This window comes from Lysinibacillus sp. NPDC097162 (genome assembly GCF_044762185.1).
In the GTDB taxonomy this organism is placed as follows: Bacteria; Bacillota; Bacilli; order Bacillales_A; family Planococcaceae; genus Lysinibacillus.
The window spans coordinates 136,165-159,628 of sequence record NZ_JBIWDT010000007.1 but is presented as its reverse complement, the minus strand read 5'-3'; the positions used below and the strand labels follow the sequence as shown (position 1 = coordinate 159,628).

Genomic DNA, 23,464 nt, shown 5'->3' with positions numbered 1-23,464 from the left:
AATTGCATCCAGAAAAGAAGCAAATACTTATGCATTATGAAAAATCTATACTGTGGCTAGAGCAACTTTCGCATGCTTCGGACAAGCAGTGGCGTTCACCAATACAACAGGGGAAGTGGACAGTTGCCGAAGTGATTGGACATTTAATTCCGTGGGATGAATTTGTATTGCATAAGCGCATTCCATTTCTATTTTCAAAAGAGCAGTTACCTAAGGGGCCCGATGTGGAACAGATGAATGCTGAAGCAGCGAGTAGTAGTGGTTTACTAAGTATGGAGCACACATTACAAGCGTTACTGAATAATAGGTGTTTACTGTTAGATGCCCTTGCGCTTTTACCAGATGAATTGTGGCAGCAGAGCTTTAAAATAGGGCACTCTGAGCTTACACTTTACAGTTATTTTTGTGGCCTAGTAGAACATGATTTGCATCATTTTTTACAAATCCAAAATGTTATAGGTGAGATGGAATGGAAATAAATATAAATCAAATGATTGATTATTATGCACAGGCAACTGTGAATTTTGTTGATATTTTTACGAATAAAATGGAACCAGATCGAAAGGATATCGGGCGTACAACAGCGCCAGGAAAATGTGGTTTAGTCTTTCCACTGGCAGGCAGTGCGTCTTTTAGCTTTAATGGTACTCCTTATATCATGGAGCCTGGAATGGTTGTTCATGCGGGGCCACAAATGCCAATAGAGATACATACGATTGGTGATAAAGTGTGGGAGTATGCGGTAGTCCATTATCATGTACCTGCTGACGAGGCGGCTATTAATCCATTAGCAACGCAGCATTTCTTAATCAATACAGGTGAAAACTCAAAAATTATTAATCTTGTACAACAGCTAATAGAAAGTTATGCAATGCCAGGAAGTATGGCAACATTTAAATCAAAGTCGATATTTATGAATTTAGTGGAAACGATTTTAATTTCGGCAAAAATGAAGGTTCTTGATACAGCAAATGAAATGATGGAGCAGGTAATACAATACATTCACGAGCATTATTCGAAACCATTATCAGTGTCTAAAATTGCACAGGAATTCGGTATGGAGCGTCGAAGATTTGCATATCTTTTTGAACAGCACACAGGTATGAATCCTAGTAGCTATTTAACAGAATATCGCATGCGACGGGCAAAGGACTTGCTACGATATTGCGATTCTACAGTAACTGAAATTGCAGAATGTGTAGGCTATGTTGATAGTTTTTACTTTAGCAGGGTATTTAAAAAATGCACCGGAATGTCTCCATCAGCATATCGAAAAATAATGATGGAAGAAGCTTAGGGGACGAGAGAATCGCCGATAAAAGCCAGTGAATCGCCAGTAAGGGGAGGGAAATCGCCGATAAAAGCCAGTGAATCGCCAGTAAGGGGAGGGAAATCGCCGATAAAAGCCAGTGAATCGCCAGTAAGATGAGAGAAATCGCCGATAAAAACTCGTAAATCGCCAGTAACGACACCGGTATAGCGAAAAAGTGTTAGATTGATTGCGGTCAATCTAACACTTTTTTTCTTATGAATCAGCATCTTTTTTTAAAATAATTTCGGCAAAAGTCCATATAGAAAATAAAATTGTCCATTCACAACTATTTTTCTCTTTGGTAGGATAGTAATCGTAAATGATAATGACTATCAATTAAATAGCTAATTACTATTGACTTATAAATGAAAATGATTATCATTATCGTAAGTAGATGAAAATAATGAGGAGAGATTCATTGTGAATAAATATATCAAAATGTGTGCACCTGCACTTTTAGCACTATCCCTTGCGGCGTGTGGTACTGATAAAGAGGAGTCCACACCTGTCAAAAACGAAGCAGCAGAAACAAGTACAACTGAAACACAAACAGAACAAGCAAAAACACAAAGTATTACATATTTAGGTGAAACGTATGAACTGCCTGCAAAGGTGGAAAACATTGTAGCTGCAAGCTTAGAATCAATGGAAGATGCTGCAATGCTTGGTATCAAGCCAGTTGGTGTACTTGATATTGGTGGCAAAATTCCATCATATCTTACAAAGGAATTAGAGGGTGCAACACTAGTAGGAAATAAAATGGAGCCGAATGCGGAGGCAATTTTAGCACTTGACCCCGATGTTATTATCGGTACTTCAAAATTCCCTGAGGAAACGGCTGAAAAATTAAATAAAATTCAAACAATGATTCCTTACTCTCATATTTCAACAAATTGGAAAGAAAACTTAACACTTCTTGCACAGCTTACTGGCAAAGAAGATGATGCTAAAAAAATTATTGCAGATTATGAAGCCAAAGTAGCGGACGCTCAGGTTAAATCAAAAGAGCAACTAGTGGACAAGGAAGTATTAATTATTCGCTTACGTGGCGGCGTAATGTATATTTATCCTGCAGGCGTTTACTTAAATCCTGTGCTGTATGAAGATTTAGGTGCTCCAGTACCTGAAATTTTAAACGCGACAAAAGCGCAAGCAGAGCTTTCACTTGAAACGTTAGCCGAGATCGACCCAGACTCGATTTTCCTACAATTTGAGGAATCTGAAAATACGGATGCACCGAAAGCATTAGAAGATTTACAAAAGAATCCGATTTTTGCAAGCTTAAAGGCAGCTAAAAATGAACAGATTTTCGTCAATGCAATTGATCCACTTGCTCAAGGTGGTACTGCTTGGTCTAAGGTTAAATTCCTAGATGTTGCAGCGGAAAAATTACTTAAATAGAAGAAGTAGGCTGGTAGTAGAATTGGTGCAAGCACCGGGCTATTACCAGCCTTTTATAAGATAAAGATTAAATAGAAAAAGGTGTGGCAGTTGAAAAAAACAAACATAGTATCATTTTCTATATTAGTAGCTTCACCTTTCTTAATTGCAATTGTGGCTTTAATTTCTGTCATGTACGGTACAAAGGATATTAGCAGCTTAACCGTATGGCAAGCACTTACGGCATTTGATGCTGGAAATATTGATCATCAAATTGTTAGGACTAGTCGTATTCCTAGAATTTGCGCCGTATTACTAGTAGGTGCGTTTTTGGCAGTAGCCGGGGCGGTTATGCAAGGTATTACTCGAAATTATTTAGCATCACCATCATTGATGGGCGTTAATGATGGCTCCGCATTTGTCATTACATTGGCGCTTGTGTTCTTTCCAGGACTTCCAAATTACCAAATGATTTTACTATCTATGCTCGGCTCTGCAATGGGAGCAGGTATCGTTTTCGGGTTTGGCTCGCTAATACGGAATGGGCTTTCCCCAGTTCGATTAGCAATTATTGGAACAGTAATAGGGACATTTTTGAGTAGTATAGCGACAGCAATAGCAATGTATTTCCAAGTGTCGCAAACGGTTAGTGCTTGGTATAACACTAAGGTACATACAGTAGACAATGATATGCTCATGCTTTCAATACCTTTCGGATTAATAGGCCTTATTCTTGCATTATTATCGGCAAGAGCTATTACTATCACCGCATTAGGCGACGATATTGCCTTAGGTCTTGGTCAAAAAACAAAAGCAGTAAAAATTGTTAGTATGCTTGCAGTTGTATGTTTAACAGGTACAGCGGTGGCACTTGTCGGAAAAATAGCTTTTGTCGGGCTAGTTATTCCACATATTACACGTTTCCTTGTTGGTGTTGATTATCGCTTTATTATTCCATGTGCAGCGGTAATAGGAGCATTTTTCTTAGCACTTTGCGATGTGCTCAGTCGTTATGTAAACTATCCATACGAAACGCCAATTGGTGTATTAACAGCGCTTGTCGGTGTCCCATTCTTCTTATACTTAGTTCGTAAGCACGGAGGTGAAAAGCATGCATAAAAAAACTTCCCGTGCAGTCATTACGACTGTCGCTATCCTTCTATTATTTATATTAGGGGCAAGCTATCTCCATATTACGAATGGCGTTTTTGATATGTCAGTATTAGATGTACTAAAAACACTTTTACGTATTGAGCCAAACCCGAAATATGATCTTGTTATTTTTGAATTTCGTTTACCTCGAATTGTAATAGCAGCACTTGTTGGTGTGGGACTAGGCATGGCAGGGGTTGTGCTGCAGGGCATTACACGAAATGGCTTAGCAGACCCAGGAATTTTAGGTATTAATGCTGGAGCGGGTGCAGCAGTAGTTATTTTTATGTTTTTCTTTCAATTCCGTCTTGTAACAGCGGATATTAGTAGCTGGTTATCTATTTTAATCATGCCGATATTCGGTTTTGTGGGCGGTACGATGGCCGCAGCTTTAATTTTTTCGTTTGCCATGAAAAATGGCCACCTAGATATGCAGCGACTGATCTTAACAGGGATTGCTATTAATAGTGGATTTGGTGCATTATCGCTGTTTCTATCGTTGAAAATGAATGCGCAAGATTATGAATCGGCAGCAGTTTGGATGGCTGGTTCTATTTATAATGCCAATTGGATTTTTGTCGTGTCGATGTTGCCATGGCTCCTATTGCTAGGTTTTTATGTATATCGTAAATCGTATTTACTCGATTATTTTCAGCTGGAAGAAGACAGTATTACAAGCTTAGGCATAGCGCTAGAAAAAGAGAAAATTAAATTATTATTGGCGAGTGTAGGCTTAGTGAGCGCCTGTGTATCCGTCTCCGGAAGTATTGGTTTTATTGGATTAATGGCGCCACATATTGCTAAACAACTTGTTGGTATTCAACATCGTTATGTAATGCCGGTGAGTGCCCTAATAGGTGCATGCCTGCTTGTGTTTGCTGACTTTATTGGAAAAACTGTCTTTGCACCTTCAGAGCTAGCAGTTGGTATTGTTGTTTCAATTATTGGTATTCCGTACTTCTTGTATTTACTAGTGAAGTCAAAAGCATAGGAGGAAGTAGTGTGCAAACTGCATTTAGAATGGAAAATCTGTCTTCAGGTTATGAGCATGTTCGTGTATTTGAAGGATTGAACTTAACGATAGAAGAGGGAAAAGTGACAACTATTATCGGTCCTAATGGTTGTGGAAAATCTACCTTATTAAAAACAATCGGACGTATTTTAAAGAAACAACAGGGAACGGTTTATTTACAGGAACAAAATATGCAAAATTTGTCGACGAAAGAAATTGCGAAAAAGTTAGCAATCCTATCACAGACACCAATTGCACCAGGACAGTTGAAGGTAGAGGAGCTAATTGCATACGGTCGTTATCCACATCGTAATAATGTCAATCGCTTAACGAAAAAAGATGAAGAAATGATTGAATGGGCCTTAACGGTCACAAATACATTGGAGTATCGCAACCGAGAGCTTGCACAGCTTTCTGGAGGTCAACGCCAACGTGTTTGGCTAGCAATGGCATTAGCACAAGAAACGAGCATTTTGCTGTTAGACGAGCCAACGACTTATTTAGATATGGCGCATCAGTTAGAGGTTTTAGATATCGTAAAAAATTTAAATGAACAACACGGCTGTACGATTGTTATGGTTTTGCATGATATTAACCATGCAGCAAGATATTCTGATCATTTAATCGCTATGCGTCAAGGTGTTATTGTGGAAACGGGAACACCACAGGAAATTTTATGTGCGGACGTCATGCGTAAAGTGTTCAATATTACGGCAAGAATTATGGAAGACCCAGCAACAAACACTCCTGTATGTTATGGCTATGATGTTTTAAAGGAGGAAGATAAATGACTGTAGAACAAGCAATTAACGTAACAGATTTTATTTCTTATGAAATGAATTCGAAGTTTACTGATTATACGTATACAATAAACATCTATGTACCTCAAGGGGAAATACCTCAAGGCGGCTTTCCAGTTTTATATGTATTAGACGGATCGTCATACTTCAATTTGGTGAAGGAAGCAATTCGCCTGCAAAGTCGTAATGCGCCCAAAACAGGCATCGTACCTGCTATTGTCGTCGGTGTAGGACACGGGGCTGATATGCATGAACGACGTTTTTATGATTTTACAGCACCAGCCGAAACGTATAGCTATCCTGCAAGATTTAAAGGAAATGGATATGATAAGCATGGAGGTGCAGTGAGTTTTAGTCGCTTTTTACAGGAGGAATTAAAGCCACAAATTCAGCAACAATTCCATATAAATGAACAGCATCAAACTTTATTTGGGCACTCTTTAGCAGGCTATTTTGTGTTGTGGCAATTATTGAATGAAAAACATAGTTTCCAACGTTATATAGCTATTAGTCCTTCCATCTGGTGGAATGAACATGAATTGTTCCATAAGGCAAGCGTATTTATGGAAGAGCACAAGCAAGTGAACGAACAATTATTTATCGGTGTAGGGGAACTTGAAACATTTATGGTAGATGACGGACGACAAATGGCCAATGAGCTAATGCAAGTAATGAGTATTGAATTTTATGAAGCATTGAATGAAAATCATGCGTCTGTCGTACCCACTGTAATGAGTAGAGCAATACGTTTTGTGAATAAATATTAATTCAGTAACCGCATTATCTTTGGTAATGCGGTTTACTTATGGATAAAAATGCAATAATATGTATTTATAATTAAAAGGATGTGACTTAGATGGGAATTATTTTGGCAAATAGTAAGGATGCACAAGTAGTGCATAGATTAATGCTTCAGGCTTTTAAAGAATATGAACATGCAACGCCACCATCCAGTGCATTAAGTGAAACGGTAGAATCAATTGAACAGGCGCTCAATAATGGCGAGCAAGCATTTATTAGTTATATGGAAGATCAACCTGTAGCAATGGTTCGATTTACGTTGAGTAATCAAGGCATTTATTTCTTTCGGTTATCTGTAGTTCCAGAAAAGCAAGGGCAAGGTTTGGCAAAAGCATTAATAGTTGAACTTGAAAATTATGCACGTGCACAAGGGAAAATGATTAGTGAATGTAAAGTCCGTATGAATGTACCACGTAATATTGAGTTATACCGCTCGTTAGGATATGTTATCACTAAAGAAACGATAGGAGAAAATCGTAATGGCTTTTCTCTTCCGATTGTAACAATGGAAAAGAAACTTTAGGGGGAGTGCATTTGAAGAAAAGAATAGGCTGTTTGCACGCACACTATTCCAATATAGACTACATAGAGCAGGCATTTAATAGCATACATGAATTAGAGCTTGAGCATTTTGTTGATCCGGGACTTATTCAGCATGTGGCAAAGGGTACTAGTGGTTTGTCATTAAAGGTGAAGGAGCAAGTAGAGTGGATAGCAAGTTGTAATGTCGATGCCATTTTAATTACATGTACAAATTATATTGCGTTGTTAAAGGAAGAAGAGTTGTCATTATCTATTCCAATTATTAAAATAGATGAACCCTTTTTTCAATCACTTTGCGAAGTGACGCAACCACAAATAATACTTTTTACAAACCCTGCAACGGTGGATGGCACGATGGAGAGACTCTACCAATATGCTAAGCTCCATGATAAAGCGATAGACGTTCAGGCGAAGGTTATAAACAATACATTTGAGCTTATTATGCAAGGGAAAAAGCAAGCATACAACAATGCAATTATACAATATTTCCGGGAAATAATGAGCGAAGGTCGGCTAATTTCTGTTGCCCAGCTATCGATGGTCGAAGCGGCACAACAATTTGAAAAGGAGTTCGAGATTCCGATTATACATCCTTTGAAATCATTAGTTGGTTTTGGCATGAAATAGGAAAATCGCCGATAAAAATGCCCGAATCGCCGATAAAAGTCGAGCAATCGCCGATAGAAGTGCTCAAATCGCTGATAAAACTCACGCAATCGCCGATAGAATTTTAAATTTAAATGAAATGAAACTTCTAAATTGGTAGTATAATGAAATTAGAAAGAGAAACGGGGGCTAGCTAAATGAACGATTTACGATATCCGATTGGACAATTTCAATTTCCAGAAGTAGTAACGGCACAGCAAGTACAGAAATGGATTGATGATATCCGTCTATTGCCGAGGCAATTAGCGGAGGCAATAAGTGGAGCAAGTGAACAATCATTAGCGAAATCCTACCGAGAGAATGGTTGGACTGTAACACAATTGGTCCATCATTTGGCGGATAGTCACATGAATAGTTTTATTCGCTTTAAATTAGCTTTAACCGAAGATACACCGACTATTAAGCCATACAATGAAGAGGATTGGGCAGTGCTTCCGGATTCTGATATGCCTGTCGCCACTTCCTATAAGTTACTTGAAAGTTTACATGAACGTTGGGTGTATTTGCTGACAAGCTTAACGGATGAGCAATTACAACGGGCTTTTCAGCATCCAGACAACGGGCTAATGACGCTTGAAAAAGCACTCGCTCTCTATGCATGGCATGGAAAGCATCATCTTGCCCATATACAAAATGCTCTTGCAAAATAAATAAAAAAGGCGACTTATCCTCACTTCTGAGGAAAGTCGCCTTTTAAAATTTTGACTATTCAAATGTGTGTGGATTTTTTAGTCGAATAAACTGGGACGTTAAAAAATAATTTATTGAATTGTAATGCCAGCACTTGCTGTACCAGTAAGTACTTGTGCAACAGCTACACCAGCTGTAGTCATAGAGTAGATCATTACTAATTTGTCACCAGCAGTGACTGGAACTGGTGCAAAACTGCCTGAACCAAATGCTGTAGTACCTATTGCTATTAAGCCTGTAAATGGTGGAGCTAAATTAACAGTAGCAGTTGTAGCTGTATACACCGTGCTTCCAGCAGGCGCACGATAGATTGTAGCAGTAACAGTAGTACTACCAACTAAAGTAACGGCAAGCGTAGCAGAGAATGATGCAGAAAGGCCTGTAATACTACCTGCGCGTGGTACAGTAAATGCCTCTGTTAATACGCCAGATAAATCAACTGTTTCTCCAACGAGCGTAACACCAGGAATTGCAGTACCGAATCCAATAAGGGATGGTGTAGCGATTAAACCAGTTACTAAAGAAGTTAACACAACAGGTGTAACCCCAGAAGAGAATGGAATAATGGAACCGTTAATAACAGGTTGTGATGGAGTGATACATGCAGCATCAATTGCTAAAAATGGGCCGAAATTTTGGCATTCCATATTGTTTGATCTAGATGAGCAACCACATCCACTATTAGACATAGGGTCAAATAAGAACATATTTACACCTCCTTTCTTCATTATTCTATTCATAGAAGAATAAAGAAAAAGGGCTATCAACTACATTCATAAAGCTATTTTTACAATACAAGAAAAAGAGAAAAATGCCTGTAAGTGCTACGGGTTAGTCTATTGTCTACTAGTGAAAATTTGAAAAACCACTATTACATGTTAACCGTGCTTAAAAGTTATTTAACGATACTTGCAAGCAGAATTCTAATATTATTGGACGTAAAAAAGTCCAATATGTATTTTTGGATACTTATTGGACATTTATCTATAGGAATAATGATGGTTGATTGTATAAGGTTTAATTGTTTTTCCTCCGAGAATTTCAAGCTAATTGCGTCTCCGAAATAGATTGAAAAATAAAGAATTTTTTTCTTTCTTCACTTCTTCCTCCACTACTTCTTTTATATCTTCAGTTTGGTTATTGAACTCCATTTGTGCAATGCTTTCTTCCTTTACTAGTTCTATGTTTTCATTCGATACGCTTAAAGATGAAGGCTCAGCTTGAATAATTGAAGATGTAAGAACTATAGATGTAGAGGTTTCTGTTATGTCCAAGTCATTTGCGTTAGGAGCGGAGGTTTCTACTATGTCCAAGTCGTTTGCGTTAGGAACAGATGCTTCTGTTATCTCTAATTCATTTGTGAGAGGAGCAGAGGCTTCTATTATCTCCAAATCATTTGCGTTAGGTGCAGAGGCTTCGATTATCTCTAATTCATTTGTAGTAGGAGCAGAAGCTTCTGTTATGTCCGAGTCATTTGTGATAGGAGCAGAGACTTCTGTTATGTTCAATTCATTTGTGGGAGGAGCAGAGACTTCTGTTATGTTCATGTCAGTAGCAGTAGGAGCAATAGCTTCCGTAGTCTCCTCTTTTGCTATAGGAGCTGTTAAACTATTTGCTTCTACAACGCTTACTGGGATTCCTTGCGTGTCTGCTGCATTTTTAAAATGAAAAGTTGATTCTGCTGTGGTGTTTCTATATAAACCGTTATAAATCTGACTTGGGTGTGTATTGATTGATTGAAAATAGTGCTGGTTAAAATGGCGTTCTTCTTGTTTTTGTACAGGATTATTATTAGGAGGAAAAGGTACTCCATTGTTCATATTAAAAGCTTTACCAGCCAAATCTTGAAGGAATTTATAACTTGGTTCAGTGGTAGGTAATGGTGGTTGTACAGTAGTTTGTTCTATTTTTTCTAGAAGTTTTCTCGAAGGAAGGGCTATATTTTTTACTGAACTTTCAACAACATTTGTTGGGAAATTGTCTGTTGGTATATTGGTTTCAACGGTTATTAATTTATTTAATACGGCTAAAATTTCTTGATTCATTTCCTCAATAGCTTGATTGAGGGATTCAATATGAATAGAAAGCTGTTTGACTTGCTCTTCATATTCTTTAATTTGCATACTGTGTTTACCATCAATTGTTTCTGTGAGTCCTTCTAAATGTACAATTTGTTTTTTAAGATCCTCAAACTCATTTTTCATAAATAAGTAATCCTCGATTGAAGTACCCATTTTTAATGTTGTTAACGTTTCTTTATAGCTATCAATTTTTTCTTTTAATTTTTCAATGTCTTGAGTGGAGTACAACTTTGAATCTTCCATTGCATTTCACCCCTTTCAGTCCATTAGTATTTTATTAAAAAACCCCACTTTCTGTTACAAATCATTTAATCCAACTCGAAAGGGGAGAAAAGTGTTCTTTAATAGTAAATAGCAATAACACTTGTTGAATAATTATCATGGTAAATTATTTGTTAGCCCATGCACTTAACGCTAAAAATCATATGCTACAAACGAAAGATAAAAAACTTATGGAGGTGTCAAAAGGATGCAAGATAATATGCCATCCCAGGCGCGCGAACTAATTTGTATAAACGTCGATAAAGTATATGACTGGATTGTAAAGGAAATGTCATTTGATATTTCTCCAACTGGTGCAATTACCTTCCCAGGCGTAACACCGGCGACGGTTTTAACAGGTGCAACTGTCACATGTAGAGTAACTCCGGCTGCGACAAACCCAATCGTAATTTTAAATCGTGAGAACCGTCAATTTTCTATTGATGGAGCAACAGTTTGTCTACAACACTTAAATATTCAAAAGAACTTCATTCTTACGATTGTTGTTACTTTACCAACTGGAGCTGTATTAACAAGTAGTGAGATTCCGGTATCACGTTGTGAACAAGTTACATTATGCGCACCTCAAGGAACAGATGTAGAAATCCTTTATACTGATTTAGATTGCTTCGTGTGTACAACGGGTACGCTTACTGCTGGTACTGGAACAATTACGTTTTCTGCGTTGACAATAACAGTAGCAGTTTGTCAAAGTATTCAATCTACATTCCCAGTTACTGTGGAATTCTTAGCGAATTACTGCGAGCCAAGAGCAGATTTACCATTCTCATGCCCGTCTACGGTTCGTCCAAAGCAATGCTCCGTTATTTTCCCAACTATGGGTTAAGAGTGCTAACACATAAACATATGTCATACCTTAAAGAGAGGGTTATCCTCTCTTTTTTTATTTTTGTTACATATTATATAGGCAAGGGGGCACTAATTATGAGTACTCATAAAGATTCTGTCGAAGAAAAAATAAAGAATCTTAAAGAGCAAACGACGTTTTATGTCCGTGAAATAAAAAAGCTAATGGAGGAACAAAATTTTCAAAAAAATGTAAGTGTTATTAGTTATTTCACGACTTCTCTTAATATTTCTTATGATTCAGAACAGGAGAGTCTATGTCTTGGTTCTTATCATATTCGCAATATAGGTAATCAACCAATAACAAATCCTTATTTGTGCATAAAGCTACCTGAAGATTCCCCGTTTTCCTTCTCAGGTAGATATGTATATGAGCATTTTAGTCAAAATTTAAAAACCGCGGGTAGCTGGGAACGAATAAATGATAGCTCTAACAATACAGAATTTTGGCTTAAACCAATAGGCAAAACAACAATTGAACCAAATGAGACGATTTCATTTACTAATTTCCAAATTAAATGGTCCCATAATTTATCCTATGCTGGTACAATAACGGGCTTTACATATTGTGATGAGCTACAAGACGGTGTCTTCGTACTAAATCCTATTAATCTCAATGGAATTAACGTTGTACAGGAGGATCAAGATGAGTGAAATAGAAGAACAAAAACTAGAGGCAGGTTTAGAACAAATCGTTCGTCATTTTATGAAGGATCAACTTAGTAATGTCACGGACTTTAGAAAGGGGGGAGATAATAGCTTTGCATTTCTTGAAAAAAGTACGTTGCATTTACTGCTTTCCTATTTATTATCTGGCGACAAGAGAGCACCAGAAGAGAATATAACTGGACAGTTTGAATTGCATCTCATAAAAGAACTTGATGATTTAATAGCTGATAATAAAGTGCAATTTGAGGAAATAATAGATTATTTGAAAAGCTAACGTGATAGGAGGTACTAACGTGGATAATCAAAGCGTTAAAAATAACGATCCTATACAGCTCCAGCAAATGATTATTTTTTTAAGAGCAGAACTTGCTAAATATAAAAATGAAATAAATAGACTTAGAGATAGCGATTATTATTCACTCGTACTTAGACTAGAGCGGGAAAATGTTCAATTGACGAAACGTAATAAAGAGCTAGCGATGGATCGGATGAAATTAAAAAGAACGAATGAAAAGGAATTAAAGGCTTATAATGAGGATATACAGAGAAGGGAAATTCAACGAAAAAAACACATTTCCTCGATAGATACATTATTAAGAGAAATTGAACATTTACGTTCTGAGAATAAAGAATTACGGCAAACTACAAACGCTAATAATAACGAACTGCTCGCTATTAAAAGAAATTATGTAGCGGAAGAAAAGCAGGCGATTGAAAGTCTTGAAATACAGCTAAGTACATTTACAAAAGCAGCGAATGAAAAAATGAATGCTATAGTCGAAGCCATACAGAGACATGACGAAAATAATGTATATGACTATTTAGTTAAGGAGTTAGTAGAAAGAGATAATGAAATAAATAGATTGTCCTTTGAGTTAATGGATATTAAAAACAACAACACAAGTGCTGTAGGCTTAAATGGCGAAAATATGGCTGTCAATTCGAAGGTGCTTTTAAATCTAGATGCTAAGATACAAAAAATAATAGCACAATCCAATGATTTTGAGGAGCAACTAGAGAAGAAAGTTCGTATCCTAGATGACTTAGAGCACCAATTGACTCAGCTCGCTATGGAGATTAATGTGAATAGGTCTATGTAAAACCAGGCTGTTTATAAGGATGGTATGAAGAGAAAAAGTGTTAGATTGACTACAATCAATCTAGCGCTTTTTTTGCTGTAATCGTTACTTCGCTACTGCGGGCGCTTTCCGCTCAGCACAACGTAAGGCGCAACACTCGAAAGTTTGTAGTTTGTTGCGCCTTACGTTCTGAGCAGGTGCTCCGAACTACTAGTGCTCACTTCTAAACTATATTGAAGCAAAATATCGAATTTTTTTATCTTACATAGCGGAACTTTTAAAACCTTTGACAGGATTGTTTAGTTGACGATGAATTTTTTTATTTTGTTTCTCTGTGTAACGTTACGCGCTTTAAACGAGGAGAATATTTTTTTAACTCCAGTCTTTCTGGATTATTTCGTTTGTTTTTTGAAGTAATGTAGTTTTTATCTCCAGTTTCTGTACAGGCTAAAATAATTTGAACACGCATCCTATCAACTCCTTTTAAATAGTAATCATTACGCTTTATACATTATTATTTTTATTTTCTATTGTCAAGATGTAGCTACACAAAAAGTTAAGCATTGCATTTTCAGCTTTTCTATGATTAAATTACAACTTGTAAATAGTAATGATTACGATTTAAGGAGGTTGGAATATGACGACAAAGAAAATTCCAGTGACTGTTTTAAGTGGTTATTTAGGTTCAGGTAAAACAACGATGATGAATCATGTCCTACAAAATGAGAAAAATATACGGGTGGCTGTTATTGTCAATGATATGAGTGAAATTAATATTGATGCAGAACTTATTGCAAGTGGAAGTGGTATTTCTCGAACGGAGGAAAAATTCGTAGAGCTTTCCAATGGTTGTATATGTTGCACGTTACGTGAGGATTTATTACAAGAGGTTAAACGCCTCGCGGAGCTTGGAAATATAGATTATATTTTAATTGAGTCGACGGGTATTAGTGAACCTATTCCAGTGGCGCAAACGTTCAGTTATTTGGATGAGGAGCTTGGAATTGATTTAACAAAGTTTTGTCAACTCGATACGATGGTGACTGTAGTCGATGCACACCGTTTTTGGCATGATTTTCAGTCAGGCGAAAGCTTGTTAGAGCGTAAGGAAGCTGTTGGTGAATTAGATGAACGAGATGTGGCAGATTTATTGATTGACCAAATTGAATTTTGTGATGTTTTAGTATTGAACAAGTGTGACCTCGTAACAGAAGACGAACTTGAACGATTAGAACGTATTTTGCGTGCATTACAACCTGAGGCAACGCTAATACGTACAATTAATGGTGTAATCGAGCCAAGTGCAATTTTAAATACAGGACGTTTTGATTTTGAGCGAGTATCAGAATCTGCTGGCTGGTTAAAAGAGTTAGAACTTGGGCATGAAAATCATACACCGGAGACAGAGGAGTATGGCATTGCTTCATTCACGTATAAGCGTAAAATGCCTTTCCATCCGATGCGTTTTGTTGAGTGGTGTGATAATATGCCTCAATCCATTGTGCGTGCAAAGGGTATTATTTGGAGCGCAAAACATCAGGAAGTAGCGTTGTTATTGTCACAGGCAGGTTCCTCTGCAAAAATTGAACCTGTTTCCTATTGGGTAGCGGCATTACCAACAGCGCAGCAAAAGGATGTTTTTTTACAAAGCCCAGAGGTTTTGGAGGATTGGGATGAGGAATTTGGTGACCGTATGACACAGCTAGTCATTATAGGCATCGATTTAGACAAAGAAGCAATAACAAAAAAACTAGATGCATGCTTATTGACGACTGATGAATTTACAGAGCCGTGGGGCAAGCTAGAGGATCCCTTTCATTGGGAGTGGAGTTAATGTAGTGCTGCTTGATTGTGAGATAAGCCGCGCTAGCAAAAAGTAGCCAATTTGTAATGAAAATCGACCTTATTTACGATTTACGTAAAAAAGAATCTACCACATTATTTTTGTGGTAGATCCTTTTTAAATACATGATTATAGTTTGTCGCATCACGTAATGCTTTTTCCTCAATAGGAATCCGTACTGAAAGCATTGTAATGTTTAAGAGCGTAAAGCAAAATGCTGTGAAATAAGCTTGGAACATAATTGGTAGTAGAAGAATCTCCAAGCTAACAACGGCATAATTTGGGTGTCGCATAAATGTATAAGGGCCTTTACGTACAACTTTTGCGCCAGGTAAAATCAGTATTTTCGTATTCCAAAATGGTCCTAATGAACGGATACACCAAATACGCAAAGCTTGCACCATAAGGAATAATAAGAAAAATAACGGGAATAAGGACGATGGACCATTTTTATTTGAAACTACTTCAACAATTAAAAATAGAAAAAAGCTAACATGCATAGCAACCATATAGGGATAATGTGAAGCACCGACTTCATAGGCTCCTTTTGCAAACATCCATTTTTCATGACGTTTTGCTATTAAAACCTCTGCTAATCTTTGTAGAATAACAAGAATTAAAATAATGTAAAAAAGCATATTACTCCCTCCATTTAAGTAATACAGCCTCTGCACAGAAGCCTGGACCGAGGGCGACTAGCAACCCAATATCATCTATTTGCCCTTCATTTAACATAAACTGCTCTAGTACATACAAAACAGTAGGAGAAGACATATTACCGTGTTGACGTAATATTTCCCGAGAAATGTCGGTTTTTTGTTCAGCAAGATATAACGTATCCTCATACGCTTTTAACACTTTTTTTCCCCCTGGATGTGCAATAAAATGATCAAGCTGCTCACTGTAAAGTTGTTGTTCAACTAAAAATTGTTCAATGAAAGGACCAAGCCAATTTGTAATAATGGATGGGATACTTTTCTGGAAAACGACATGAAGGCCATTGTTTTTAATATTCCAGCCCATTACATTTTCTGAATCGGGCATCCACTTAGAACCAGTTGAAACAATTGAAGGAATTGGTTTTTTTGTCGGAATTGCAACATCGTCCCCACAAACGAGTATGCAGGCAGCACCGTCAGCGAATAGGGAGGCGCCAATTAAATTACTTTTAGAAAGATCGTTTTGCTGAAAAGTTAGGCTACAAAGTTCGACACATACAACAAGTACCTTTTCTTGAGGATGCGCTTTGCAATAATCATAAGCACGACTAACTCCAGCAGCTCCCCCTGCACAGCCTAACCCCCACAATGGTATGCGCTTTAACCTATCAGAAAAAGGCAGTTGATTCATGATACGAGCATCTATGCTTGGTGTAGATATGCCCGTACTACTCACGAAAATAATAGCATCAATATCTTTAGGGGAAATAGGTGCTTCTAAAAAAGATTCATTTTGTAAACAGGCTTGAATGACTTCAACGCTATATTGTGTTGCTAGCTCTATATACAGATTGTTACGTTCTTCGAAAGTATGCTCACTACGGTGCCACTCAGCGGGTACACAGAAATGACGAGTATCGATGCCACCATTATCAAATACTTTTAAATAACGCTCTAACTTTGGAATTTTTTCATAAAAGAGCTCCTTTGTTAACGCCTCTGCGTTCGCCTGTTGCAATGTGTAAGGTGGTTGATATGTGCTGATAGAAATAATTTTTGACAATTCAACATCTCCTTCGCAAATAGTGGTCTTGTACATTGTATGCAGATAGGAAGGGCGTACATGCTTCAATAAATTTATTTGACAATTATGAACAATATAGATATATTGGAAATATCTAAATTGGAAGTAGGTGATGTGACATGATGAATAGATCCGTTTTTAACGAACTGCAATTCGGTTTGTTCAATTTCACACGCCTAAAATATGCGATTTGACCTTGCCCGTAGAGTTAACGACTACTATGTGACAAAGGCTATTTGTGTATTCCCTTAAACGTGCCTGTGAAACCTTGTAACTGCCGAATTGCAGTTGCAAGGTTTTTTTATGCTTGTTTCGCACTTAGAGGCGTAATTGATAGACACATTTAGGAGGAATAACAATTGAAATTAACAACATTAGGGTTTTCAACTTATTTTGAAGAGCAAGTAACTGCGTTTAAAGAGGAATCAAAGTTAGCGAACTGTGTACCTGCACGAGTTACTTTGGAGCATAAGCATTCATATCGTGTACTAGCTGAAGAAGGTGAATGGCTAGCTACAGTCGCTGGACATTTTGCATATACATCGGTAGCAAGAGAGGACTATCCAGCAGTTGGAGATTGGGTATTAGTCGAGAAAATGGCGGGGGAAGAAAAGGCGATAATTCATAAATTATTTAACCGAAAGTCCGTGTTTTCTCGTAAGGTTGCAGGACAGGAAATAAAGGAACAAATTGTAGCATCAAATGTTGATATTGTGCTACTTGTAATGAGCTTAAATGCAGATTTTAATATTCGTCGTTTAGAGCGCTATTTAGTAGCCGCTTGGAATTCCGGTGCGAAGCCAGTAATTGTACTGACAAAGGCTGATTTATGTGAAGATATTTCGAGCATGGTACGGGAAGTCGAGCTTGTAGCTTTTGGTGTGGATATTTTTGTAACTAGTGCACGATCAGGCGAAGGCATAACAGCTATTCAGAACCTCTTTACAGAAGGGGTGACAGGTGCACTGCTCGGTTCATCGGGTGCAGGGAAATCCACTTTAATGAATGCTTTAAGTGGAGAAGAGCTTATGAAAGTTTCAGGTATTCGGGAGGATGATGCCAAAGGGCGCCATACGACAACACACCGAGAATTAATTGTATTGCCAAGTGGTGGCTGCTTAATCGATACCCCAGGAATGCGTGAGTTGCAATTATGGGATCAAAGTGAAAGTCTATCTTCTAGTTTCCGCGATATTGAAGAATTTGCAGCCGCATGTCGTTACAGAGATTGTACGCATCATATGGAGCCATACTGTGCGGTGCAACAAGCTATTAAAGATGGAGCACTTGAACAATCACGTTTGCAAAGCTATTTCAAGTTGCAAAAGGAGCTTGCTTTTATTGAGCGAAAAACGAATATGCAGGCAAAGCTGAATGAGCAACGCAAATGGAAGCAAATTGCGAAAGGCATGAAGAAGGGCAAAAAATAGTTAACAAGCTTTTAAGAGCAACTTCGCCATCGTGTTGCGAAGTTGCTATCTGATAAGCGAGTTAATCGGTAAAGGAGATGTACTATGGCTATACAAAATATTAACCATTTTTTATTTTCAGTGTCTAGTCTAGAGCAATCAATAGCATTTTACCAAAATGTTTTTGATGCCAAGCTATTAGTGCAAGGGAGAAGCACTGCTTATTTCGATTTAAATGGGCTGTGGCTTGCACTAAACGAGGAAGCGGATATTCCACGTAACGAAATACATCGCTCCTATACACATATTGCTTTTTCTATCGATGAAGAAGATTTTGAGAAAATGTATGACAAGCTTGTACGTTATAAGGTTAATATTTTAGAGGGCAGACAAAGAGATGAACGAGATAAACAGTCCATCTATTTTACCGATCCAGATGGTCATAAATTTGAGTTCCATACAGGTACGTTACAGGATCGCCTAGAGTATTATAAAAACGAAAAAACGCATATGGAATTTTTCAATGATTAACAATGACTAAGGGGGTTATATTATGAAAAAAGCAATTATTTTCGATATGGATGGTACTTTATTTCAAACGAATCTTATATTGGAGCCAGCACTGACAGCGACTTTTGATGTGCTACGTACAAAGGGGTTATGGCAAGGGGACACACCGATTGAACAATACCGTGAAATTATGGGAGTTTCATTGCCTGTTGTATGGGAAACTTTATGTCCTATGCATACTTTAGAGGTCCGTGAAGCAAGTAATGCCCTATTTCATGACAAGCTTATTGAGCTGATAATAAATGGCAAAGGCGCATTATATCCGAATGCAGAGCAAGCACTTGCTACGTTAGCAAACGACTATCATTTATACATAGCGAGCAATGGCCAAAAAGAGTATTTGCAAGCAATTGTAGATACATATAAGCTAGATCGTTATATAGAAGGGACGTATAGTATTCAGTCTATTCCAAGTGGTCATAAATCCGATTTAGTAAAAAGTGTAATCGAAGAAAATAACATTCAAACCGGTGCTGTTGTCGGAGATCGTGCATCTGATATCCAAGCGGCACTGGATAATCATCTATTTTCCATAGGTGTACGCTTTGATTTTGCGCAGGACTCTGAATTACAAAAGGCACATATCGTGATAGATAATCTATATGATATTTCAAAGCATTTACCTACTATTTCTCACTAATTCGAAGCGAAGATAAATGTTTACATTGCATTTTATAAGGGGAAAGAGTAAAATAGTGCCAAACTATAACAAAGCGTTGAAAAGGAAAAGTAAATTGGACAAGCATTTAATAGAGAGCCTCTGTTGGTGGAAATGAGGTAAATGAACCCTTTTGAAAATGACCTTTGAGCTTCGTACCGAAAGCATTTTTGTGAGTAGATTACGACGAGATGGGCACTCGTTACAACAGCGGCAGTATCTCTTATATGAATGCAAGACGTACTGATTGAGGCAAATAGTGTGAGCTATTTGTAAATATAGGTGGTAACACGGGTATACTCGTCCTAATCAGTCATGATTAGGGCGTTTTTTTTATCTTCAAAAACGATGGAGGCTAGGGAATATTTCTATTGTCCATTGAATGAAGAGAATGCCGCTGATAGCTGTCCGATTTTTTTCGCGACAGCTTAAGAGTAGAATTTAATAAATTGAGGGGAGCAACTTAGGATGACAATAGTAATTGGAGGAGCTTGGCCATATGCCAATGGCTCATTGCATTTAGGGCATATTGCCGCATTATTACCAGGTGATATTTTGGCTAGATATTACCGACAAAAAGGTGACAAAGTATTGTATGTTTCAGGTAGTGATTGTAATGGGACACCAATATCGATTCGAGCTGCACAGGAAAATACGACGACAAGTGCGATTGCAGATCGGTATCATCAAGAATTTACGCAATGTTTTCATGATTTAGGATTTACTTACGATTTATATACGAGAACGGATGCTCAGCATCACCATGAAGCTGTACAGACAATTTTTTTACAGCTGATGGCAAATAATTATTTATACAAAAAGAAAATTGAGCAGGCTTATTGTGAAACGGACAAACAGTTTTTACCTGACCGCTTTGTGGAAGGTGTTTGTCCAAATTGTGGGGCAAAGGCACGTGGAGATCAGTGCGATAATTGTTCGAAAATTTTAGACCCACTTGAATTAATCGACAAGCGTTGTAAAATCTGTGGCAATGAGCCTGTTATTCGAGAAACTGAGCATTTTTATTTTACTTTTAGTCAATTTCAAGGAAGGCTAGAAACTTTTGTAGCTGAAGCAAAGGCGGAAAAGCGCTGGCGAGATAATGCAATAGGCTTGACCGAACGTTACTTAGCGGAGGGTGTTCCTGACCGTGCTGTTACAAGAGATTTGCCAAACGGTATTGATGTACCAGTACCTGGCTTTGAAGGGAAGAAAATTTATGTGTGGATCGAAGCCGTTGCAGGTTATTTAACAGCAAGTATGGAATGGGCAAAACAACATAATATTGCGATTGAGGATTTATGGAATGAAGAAACAATTTCTTATTATGTGCATGGCAAGGATAACATTCCATTCCATACAGTTATTTGGCCAGCGATATTGATGGGTATTGGTGCGAAATCATTACCAACACATATTGTCTCCAATGAATATTTGACTTTAGAAAAACGAAAATTATCAACTAGCCTAAATTGGGCGGTTTGGGTGCCATATATTTTAAGTCGTTATGATGCAGATTCTATTCGTTATTTTTTAACAACAAATGCACCTGAAAATCGTGATACGGATTTTTCTTGGCGAGAATTTATTTATAGTCATAATGGAGAATTGCTAGGAGCTTACGGCAATTTTGTCAATCGAACGTTGAAATTTATAGAAAAATCATTTGATAGCCAAGTGCCACAGGTCGATGTAGATGGGGCTGTAAGGAAACAGACGATACAGTTGTTTAGTGATGTTGGTGTGGCGATTGAAGCGGGACATTTTAAGCAAGCGTTAGAAGAAATTTTTGCTTACATCCGTGCGGCCAATCGATATTTTGACGAGCAGCAACCGTGGTTACAGGTGAAGGAGAATATAGCGGATTGTCATGAAACGCTTGCAACGTGCGTCTACATGATTGCAAATTTAGGACAAGTGTTACAGCCATTTTTACCGTTCTCCACAGAGAAAATTCGAGGCATGTTAGGCATAACAGAATTGATGTGGTATGAGCAAGTGGAGCTACCGAAAAGCATTGGCGAAGTGACACCACTATTTGAACGACTTGATGTGGGGCTAATTGAAGAAGAATATCAGAAGTTAGTTAATGACAGTCACTAGCAGCCGTTGATTTCTAGCGTATTCAAATTGTGTGAGTGCCTGTCACTCGCCCTAAGTTCCAATTAACGAAACAAAAGGCATCAAGAAACTTGATGCCTTTTATTGTTATACAGCTTTTTTAATTTGCTTTTGAAAGTTAGTTCATAACAGGCGTTAATTTCGCCACAACAATGCTGTTGATTGCATTAATGTATGCAAGCGCACTAGCTTTTAAAATATCTGTATCTGCAGCTTTTGCGATATATTTTTCGCCCTCATGCTCAATCGTTATTTTAACTTTACCAAGTGCTTCCTTGCCACGTGATACGCTGTTAATATTATACTCTACTAGCTTCACATCAATTTTTACAATATCTGCAATGGCAGAATACAATGCATCAATTGGGCCTGAGCCAACAGCACTTGCTTTCAATACTTCTTCACCTTTGCGAATTTTTACACTAGCAGAAGGGAAGCTTGCGTTGCTGACGACTTGTAAATCTTCAATGTCAAAAAATTGCTCGCTATAATGAGTAGCATTGGCATGATTTGCGTCATGCTTTTCATAATAACTTTCTACAATCACATATAAGTCATGGTCATAAACTTCTTTTTTCGCATCAGCTAATTTGAGGAAACCATCGAAAATGCCTTCAAATTCCTCAGTAGAAAGATTAGAAAAACCTAACTTTTCAAGTGCATTTTTTACGGCATGGCGTCCTGAACGAGCTGTTAAGACAAGTTCCATATCATCTAGACCTACATCTTCTGGATGAACGATTTCGTAGGCATCGCGAGATTTAAGTAGACCATCTTGATGAATTCCTGAAGAGTGAGCAAATGCATTGTCTCCAGTAATGGCTTTGTTTACTTGTACGTCTAAGCCCATAAAGCTAGAAACAAGGCGTGAAGTGTTCATGATTTCTCTTGTATTAATGCGCGTCTCTGCATTATAAACAGAACTACGTGTTTTTAGTGCCATCACGACTTCTTCTAGTGCAGCATTTCCGGCACGTTCTCCAATGCCGTTAATTGTACATTCCACTTTGTCTGCACCGTTTTTAATGGCTGCAAGTGTGTTAGCTGTTGCCATACCAAGGTCATTGTGACAGTGTACACTTAATAAAACACTGTCGTTTAAGTTTTTCATACGATCATTAAGCTTATAAATCATAGCGCCAAATTCCTCTGGTTCAGCGAAACCTACAGTGTCCGGCACATTTATCATTGTTGCGCCGGCTTTCATAACGGCTTCAATTGTTTTCCATAGGTACTCAAAATCTGAGCGGGAGGCATCTTCTGTTGAATATTGCACTTGTGGTAAAAGAGTTTTTGCATATTTCACAGCATCTACGCCAATTTGTAGTATTTGGTCTTTAGATTTACTAAATTTCTTTTCAACATGTATATCAGAAGTGCCAAGCACCATATGAATCATTGGGTTTTCTGCATATTTTACAGCGTTATAAACGGAATCAATATCAGCTTTTACTGCTCGTGCTAAAGCTGTAATCATAATGTCGTTCGTATTACCAACCTTTTGTGCGACAGCTTTTACCGCATCAAAGTCACCTTGTGAAGAAGCCGGGAAACCAGCTTCGATAATATCGACGCCTAATTTTTTGAGTTGCTGTGCAATCTCTACTTTTTCGTATAAGTTCAGTTTTGCTCCCGGCACTTGCTCGCCATCACGTAAAGTTGTATCAAACACCCAAATTTTTCTTCCCATTTTCAAACACTCCTTTTGTTGTAATAAAATAAAAAAAACCCGCCTCTATATAAAAATATAGAGACGAGTTATTTGCTCGCGGTACCACTCTAATTGACCTTCCCTTTAAAAGAAAAA

Annotated in this window: 26 protein-coding genes and 2 other annotated features (1 of these 28 cut by a window edge); of the genes, 19 read left to right on the top strand and 7 right to left on the bottom strand. The window is 37.7% G+C overall.

All coding sequences use genetic code 11. The features are described from left to right. The first annotated feature begins 2 nt into the window (after nucleotides 1–2). On the top strand, nucleotides 3–479 hold the full coding sequence (locus ACIQXW_RS21360; protein WP_402765345.1) for a DinB family protein: 477 nt from the start codon (nucleotides 3–5) through the stop codon (nucleotides 477–479). Further along, entirely contained in the window at nucleotides 470–1,297 is an 828-nt protein-coding gene (locus ACIQXW_RS21355; RefSeq protein WP_402765342.1) for an AraC family transcriptional regulator, read from the top strand. The genes ACIQXW_RS21360 and ACIQXW_RS21355 overlap by 10 nt, the downstream gene beginning before the upstream one ends. Here ACIQXW_RS21355 and ACIQXW_RS21350 read toward each other — a convergent pair. Beyond that, nucleotides 1,294–1,509: a hypothetical protein gene (locus ACIQXW_RS21350; RefSeq protein ID WP_402765339.1), complete on the bottom strand. Its 216-nt coding sequence runs from the start codon at nucleotides 1,507–1,509 to the stop codon at nucleotides 1,294–1,296. The two genes, ACIQXW_RS21355 and ACIQXW_RS21350, sit on opposite strands and share 4 nt — an antisense overlap. Before the next feature lie 223 nt (nucleotides 1,510–1,732). Here ACIQXW_RS21350 and ACIQXW_RS21345 point away from each other — a divergent pair, with 223 nt between their 5' ends. The 8 genes from ACIQXW_RS21345 to ACIQXW_RS21310 all read left to right on the top strand — a co-directional run bounded on the left by ACIQXW_RS21345 (nucleotide 1,733) and on the right by ACIQXW_RS21310 (nucleotide 8,316). Continuing rightward, nucleotides 1,733–2,713, top strand: coding sequence for an ABC transporter substrate-binding protein (locus ACIQXW_RS21345; protein WP_402765336.1), 981 nt, complete (start codon nucleotides 1,733–1,735; stop codon nucleotides 2,711–2,713). Nucleotides 2,714–2,803: 90 nt separating this feature from the next. Further along, on the top strand, nucleotides 2,804–3,811 hold the full coding sequence (locus ACIQXW_RS21340; RefSeq protein ID WP_340821879.1) for a FecCD family ABC transporter permease: 1,008 nt from the start codon (nucleotides 2,804–2,806) through the stop codon (nucleotides 3,809–3,811). After that, nucleotides 3,804–4,835 carry a FecCD family ABC transporter permease gene (locus tag ACIQXW_RS21335; protein ID WP_340821880.1) on the top strand — a complete coding sequence of 344 codons (1,032 nt, stop codon included), beginning with the start codon at nucleotides 3,804–3,806 and terminating at the stop codon, nucleotides 4,833–4,835. Before ACIQXW_RS21340 ends, ACIQXW_RS21335 begins: the two co-directional genes overlap by 8 nt. A 29-nt stretch (nucleotides 4,836–4,864) precedes the next feature. Then, nucleotides 4,865–5,647 carry an ABC transporter ATP-binding protein gene (locus ACIQXW_RS21330; protein WP_401021749.1) on the top strand — a complete coding sequence of 261 codons (783 nt, stop codon included), beginning with the start codon at nucleotides 4,865–4,867 and terminating at the stop codon, nucleotides 5,645–5,647. Beyond that, entirely contained in the window at nucleotides 5,644–6,423 is a 780-nt protein-coding gene (locus tag ACIQXW_RS21325) for an alpha/beta hydrolase (protein WP_402765331.1), read from the top strand. The genes ACIQXW_RS21330 and ACIQXW_RS21325 overlap by 4 nt, the downstream gene beginning before the upstream one ends. Nucleotides 6,424–6,512: 89 nt before the next feature. Next, on the top strand, nucleotides 6,513–6,980 hold the full coding sequence (locus tag ACIQXW_RS21320) for a GNAT family N-acetyltransferase (protein ID WP_402765328.1): 468 nt from the start codon (nucleotides 6,513–6,515) through the stop codon (nucleotides 6,978–6,980). Between the two features lie 5 nt (nucleotides 6,981–6,985). Continuing rightward, nucleotides 6,986–7,627 carry a hypothetical protein gene (locus ACIQXW_RS21315; protein WP_402765325.1) on the top strand — a complete coding sequence of 214 codons (642 nt, stop codon included), beginning with the start codon at nucleotides 6,986–6,988 and terminating at the stop codon, nucleotides 7,625–7,627. Between the two features lie 176 nt (nucleotides 7,628–7,803). Then, nucleotides 7,804–8,316: a YfiT family bacillithiol transferase gene (locus tag ACIQXW_RS21310; RefSeq protein ID WP_401021555.1), complete on the top strand. Its 513-nt coding sequence runs from the start codon at nucleotides 7,804–7,806 to the stop codon at nucleotides 8,314–8,316. A gap of 111 nt (nucleotides 8,317–8,427) precedes the next feature. On the opposite strand, the gene ACIQXW_RS21305 is transcribed toward ACIQXW_RS21310, so the two are convergent. Together ACIQXW_RS21305 and ACIQXW_RS21300 are read right to left on the bottom strand one after the other, a co-directional pair. Continuing rightward, entirely contained in the window at nucleotides 8,428–9,063 is a 636-nt protein-coding gene (locus ACIQXW_RS21305) for an exosporium glycoprotein BclB-related protein (RefSeq protein ID WP_401021556.1), read from the bottom strand. 339 nt (nucleotides 9,064–9,402) lie between these two features. Next, nucleotides 9,403–10,680 (bottom strand): hypothetical protein, encoded by a 1,278-nt coding sequence (locus tag ACIQXW_RS21300; RefSeq protein ID WP_402765320.1) that lies wholly within the window; start codon nucleotides 10,678–10,680, stop codon nucleotides 9,403–9,405. Nucleotides 10,681–10,906: 226 nt separating this feature from the next. Between ACIQXW_RS21300 and ACIQXW_RS21295 the strand changes: the two genes are divergently transcribed. From ACIQXW_RS21295 to ACIQXW_RS21280, 4 genes are all read left to right on the top strand, one after another. Further along, the gene (locus tag ACIQXW_RS21295; protein WP_340821889.1) at nucleotides 10,907–11,545 is read left to right on the top strand and encodes a BMQ_0737 family morphogenetic spore coat protein; all 639 of its coding nucleotides are present in this window, start codon (nucleotides 10,907–10,909) and stop codon (nucleotides 11,543–11,545) included. 98 nt (nucleotides 11,546–11,643) lie between these two features. Next, a complete protein-coding gene (locus ACIQXW_RS21290; protein WP_402765317.1) occupies nucleotides 11,644–12,219 on the top strand; it encodes a hypothetical protein in 576 nt (191 codons plus the stop codon). Next, complete coding sequence (locus ACIQXW_RS21285; protein WP_402765314.1) at nucleotides 12,212–12,508, top strand: hypothetical protein; 297 nt, start codon at nucleotides 12,212–12,214, stop codon at nucleotides 12,506–12,508. Before ACIQXW_RS21290 ends, ACIQXW_RS21285 begins: the two co-directional genes overlap by 8 nt. Nucleotides 12,509–12,527: 19 nt before the next feature. Then, a complete protein-coding gene (locus ACIQXW_RS21280) occupies nucleotides 12,528–13,334 on the top strand; it encodes a hypothetical protein (RefSeq protein ID WP_402765311.1) in 807 nt (268 codons plus the stop codon). Nucleotides 13,335–13,632: 298 nt separating this feature from the next. Here the strand turns inward: ACIQXW_RS21280 and rpmG are convergent, their stop codons facing one another. Further along, nucleotides 13,633–13,782, bottom strand: coding sequence for a 50S ribosomal protein L33 (gene rpmG, locus ACIQXW_RS21275; RefSeq protein ID WP_340821894.1), 150 nt, complete (start codon nucleotides 13,780–13,782; stop codon nucleotides 13,633–13,635). A gap of 168 nt (nucleotides 13,783–13,950) precedes the next feature. Between rpmG and ACIQXW_RS21270 the strand changes: the two genes are divergently transcribed. Beyond that, nucleotides 13,951–15,147 (top strand): GTP-binding protein, encoded by a 1,197-nt coding sequence (locus tag ACIQXW_RS21270; protein WP_402765308.1) that lies wholly within the window; start codon nucleotides 13,951–13,953, stop codon nucleotides 15,145–15,147. A 104-nt stretch (nucleotides 15,148–15,251) separates the two neighbouring features. On the opposite strand, the gene ACIQXW_RS21265 is transcribed toward ACIQXW_RS21270, so the two are convergent. Both ACIQXW_RS21265 and ACIQXW_RS21260 read right to left on the bottom strand, forming a co-directional pair. Beyond that, on the bottom strand, nucleotides 15,252–15,794 hold the full coding sequence (locus ACIQXW_RS21265) for an isoprenylcysteine carboxyl methyltransferase family protein (protein ID WP_340821897.1): 543 nt from the start codon (nucleotides 15,792–15,794) through the stop codon (nucleotides 15,252–15,254). A gap of 1 nt (nucleotide 15,795) precedes the next feature. Beyond that, a complete protein-coding gene (locus ACIQXW_RS21260) occupies nucleotides 15,796–16,878 on the bottom strand; it encodes a type III polyketide synthase (RefSeq protein ID WP_340821898.1) in 1,083 nt (360 codons plus the stop codon). A gap of 380 nt (nucleotides 16,879–17,258) precedes the next feature. On the opposite strand from ACIQXW_RS21260, the gene rsgA reads away from it, so the two are divergent. The 4 genes from rsgA to metG all read left to right on the top strand — a co-directional run bounded on the left by rsgA (nucleotide 17,259) and on the right by metG (nucleotide 21,639). After that, entirely contained in the window at nucleotides 17,259–18,329 is a 1,071-nt protein-coding gene (gene rsgA, locus ACIQXW_RS21255) for a ribosome small subunit-dependent GTPase A (protein WP_402765304.1), read from the top strand. Nucleotides 18,330–18,413: 84 nt separating this feature from the next. After that, on the top strand, nucleotides 18,414–18,839 hold the full coding sequence (fosM, locus tag ACIQXW_RS21250) for a FosM family fosfomycin resistance protein (RefSeq protein WP_402765301.1): 426 nt from the start codon (nucleotides 18,414–18,416) through the stop codon (nucleotides 18,837–18,839). Nucleotides 18,840–18,861: 22 nt separating this feature from the next. Then, nucleotides 18,862–19,518: an HAD family hydrolase gene (locus ACIQXW_RS21245; RefSeq protein ID WP_402765298.1), complete on the top strand. Its 657-nt coding sequence runs from the start codon at nucleotides 18,862–18,864 to the stop codon at nucleotides 19,516–19,518. Between the two features lie 67 nt (nucleotides 19,519–19,585). Next, nucleotides 19,586–19,847: a binding site (T-box leader), on the top strand. 157 nt (nucleotides 19,848–20,004) lie between these two features. After that, nucleotides 20,005–21,639, top strand: a complete 1,635-nt coding sequence (gene metG / locus ACIQXW_RS21240; RefSeq protein WP_340821903.1) for a methionine--tRNA ligase — start codon at nucleotides 20,005–20,007, stop codon at nucleotides 21,637–21,639. 136 nt (nucleotides 21,640–21,775) lie between these two features. Here the strand turns inward: metG and ACIQXW_RS21235 are convergent, their stop codons facing one another. Further along, the gene (locus tag ACIQXW_RS21235; protein ID WP_401021575.1) at nucleotides 21,776–23,347 is read right to left on the bottom strand and encodes a 2-isopropylmalate synthase; all 1,572 of its coding nucleotides are present in this window, start codon (nucleotides 23,345–23,347) and stop codon (nucleotides 21,776–21,778) included. A 56-nt stretch (nucleotides 23,348–23,403) separates the two neighbouring features. Continuing rightward, nucleotides 23,404–23,464: a binding site (T-box leader), on the bottom strand; it runs 234 nt beyond the window's last position.

Bases quoted from the DNA above. Each gene is read 5' to 3' on its own strand.
- ACIQXW_RS21355 (WP_402765342.1), top strand. From the start codon at position 470: ATGGAAATAAATATAAATCAAATGATTGATTATTATGCACAGGCAACT.
- ACIQXW_RS21335 (WP_340821880.1), top strand. From the start codon at position 3,804: ATGCATAAAAAAACTTCCCGTGCAGTCATTACGACTGTCGCTATCCTT.
- ACIQXW_RS21330 (WP_401021749.1), top strand. From the start codon at position 4,865: ATGGAAAATCTGTCTTCAGGTTATGAGCATGTTCGTGTATTTGAAGGA.
- ACIQXW_RS21325 (WP_402765331.1), top strand. From the start codon at position 5,644: ATGACTGTAGAACAAGCAATTAACGTAACAGATTTTATTTCTTATGAA.
- ACIQXW_RS21320 (WP_402765328.1), top strand. From the start codon at position 6,513: ATGGGAATTATTTTGGCAAATAGTAAGGATGCACAAGTAGTGCATAGA.
- ACIQXW_RS21310 (WP_401021555.1), top strand. From the start codon at position 7,804: ATGAACGATTTACGATATCCGATTGGACAATTTCAATTTCCAGAAGTA.
- ACIQXW_RS21305 (WP_401021556.1), bottom strand. From the start codon at position 9,063: ATGTTCTTATTTGACCCTATGTCTAATAGTGGATGTGGTTGCTCATCT.
- ACIQXW_RS21300 (WP_402765320.1), bottom strand. From the start codon at position 10,680: ATGGAAGATTCAAAGTTGTACTCCACTCAAGACATTGAAAAATTAAAA.
- ACIQXW_RS21295 (WP_340821889.1), top strand. From the start codon at position 10,907: ATGCAAGATAATATGCCATCCCAGGCGCGCGAACTAATTTGTATAAAC.
- ACIQXW_RS21290 (WP_402765317.1), top strand. From the start codon at position 11,644: ATGAGTACTCATAAAGATTCTGTCGAAGAAAAAATAAAGAATCTTAAA.
- ACIQXW_RS21285 (WP_402765314.1), top strand. From the start codon at position 12,212: ATGAGTGAAATAGAAGAACAAAAACTAGAGGCAGGTTTAGAACAAATC.
- rpmG (WP_340821894.1), bottom strand. From the start codon at position 13,782: ATGCGTGTTCAAATTATTTTAGCCTGTACAGAAACTGGAGATAAAAAC.
- ACIQXW_RS21270 (WP_402765308.1), top strand. From the start codon at position 13,951: ATGACGACAAAGAAAATTCCAGTGACTGTTTTAAGTGGTTATTTAGGT.
- ACIQXW_RS21265 (WP_340821897.1), bottom strand. From the start codon at position 15,794: ATGCTTTTTTACATTATTTTAATTCTTGTTATTCTACAAAGATTAGCA.
- fosM (WP_402765301.1), top strand. From the start codon at position 18,414: ATGGCTATACAAAATATTAACCATTTTTTATTTTCAGTGTCTAGTCTA.
- ACIQXW_RS21245 (WP_402765298.1), top strand. From the start codon at position 18,862: ATGAAAAAAGCAATTATTTTCGATATGGATGGTACTTTATTTCAAACG.
- metG (WP_340821903.1), top strand. From the start codon at position 20,005: ATGACAATAGTAATTGGAGGAGCTTGGCCATATGCCAATGGCTCATTG.
- ACIQXW_RS21235 (WP_401021575.1), bottom strand. From the start codon at position 23,347: ATGGGAAGAAAAATTTGGGTGTTTGATACAACTTTACGTGATGGCGAG.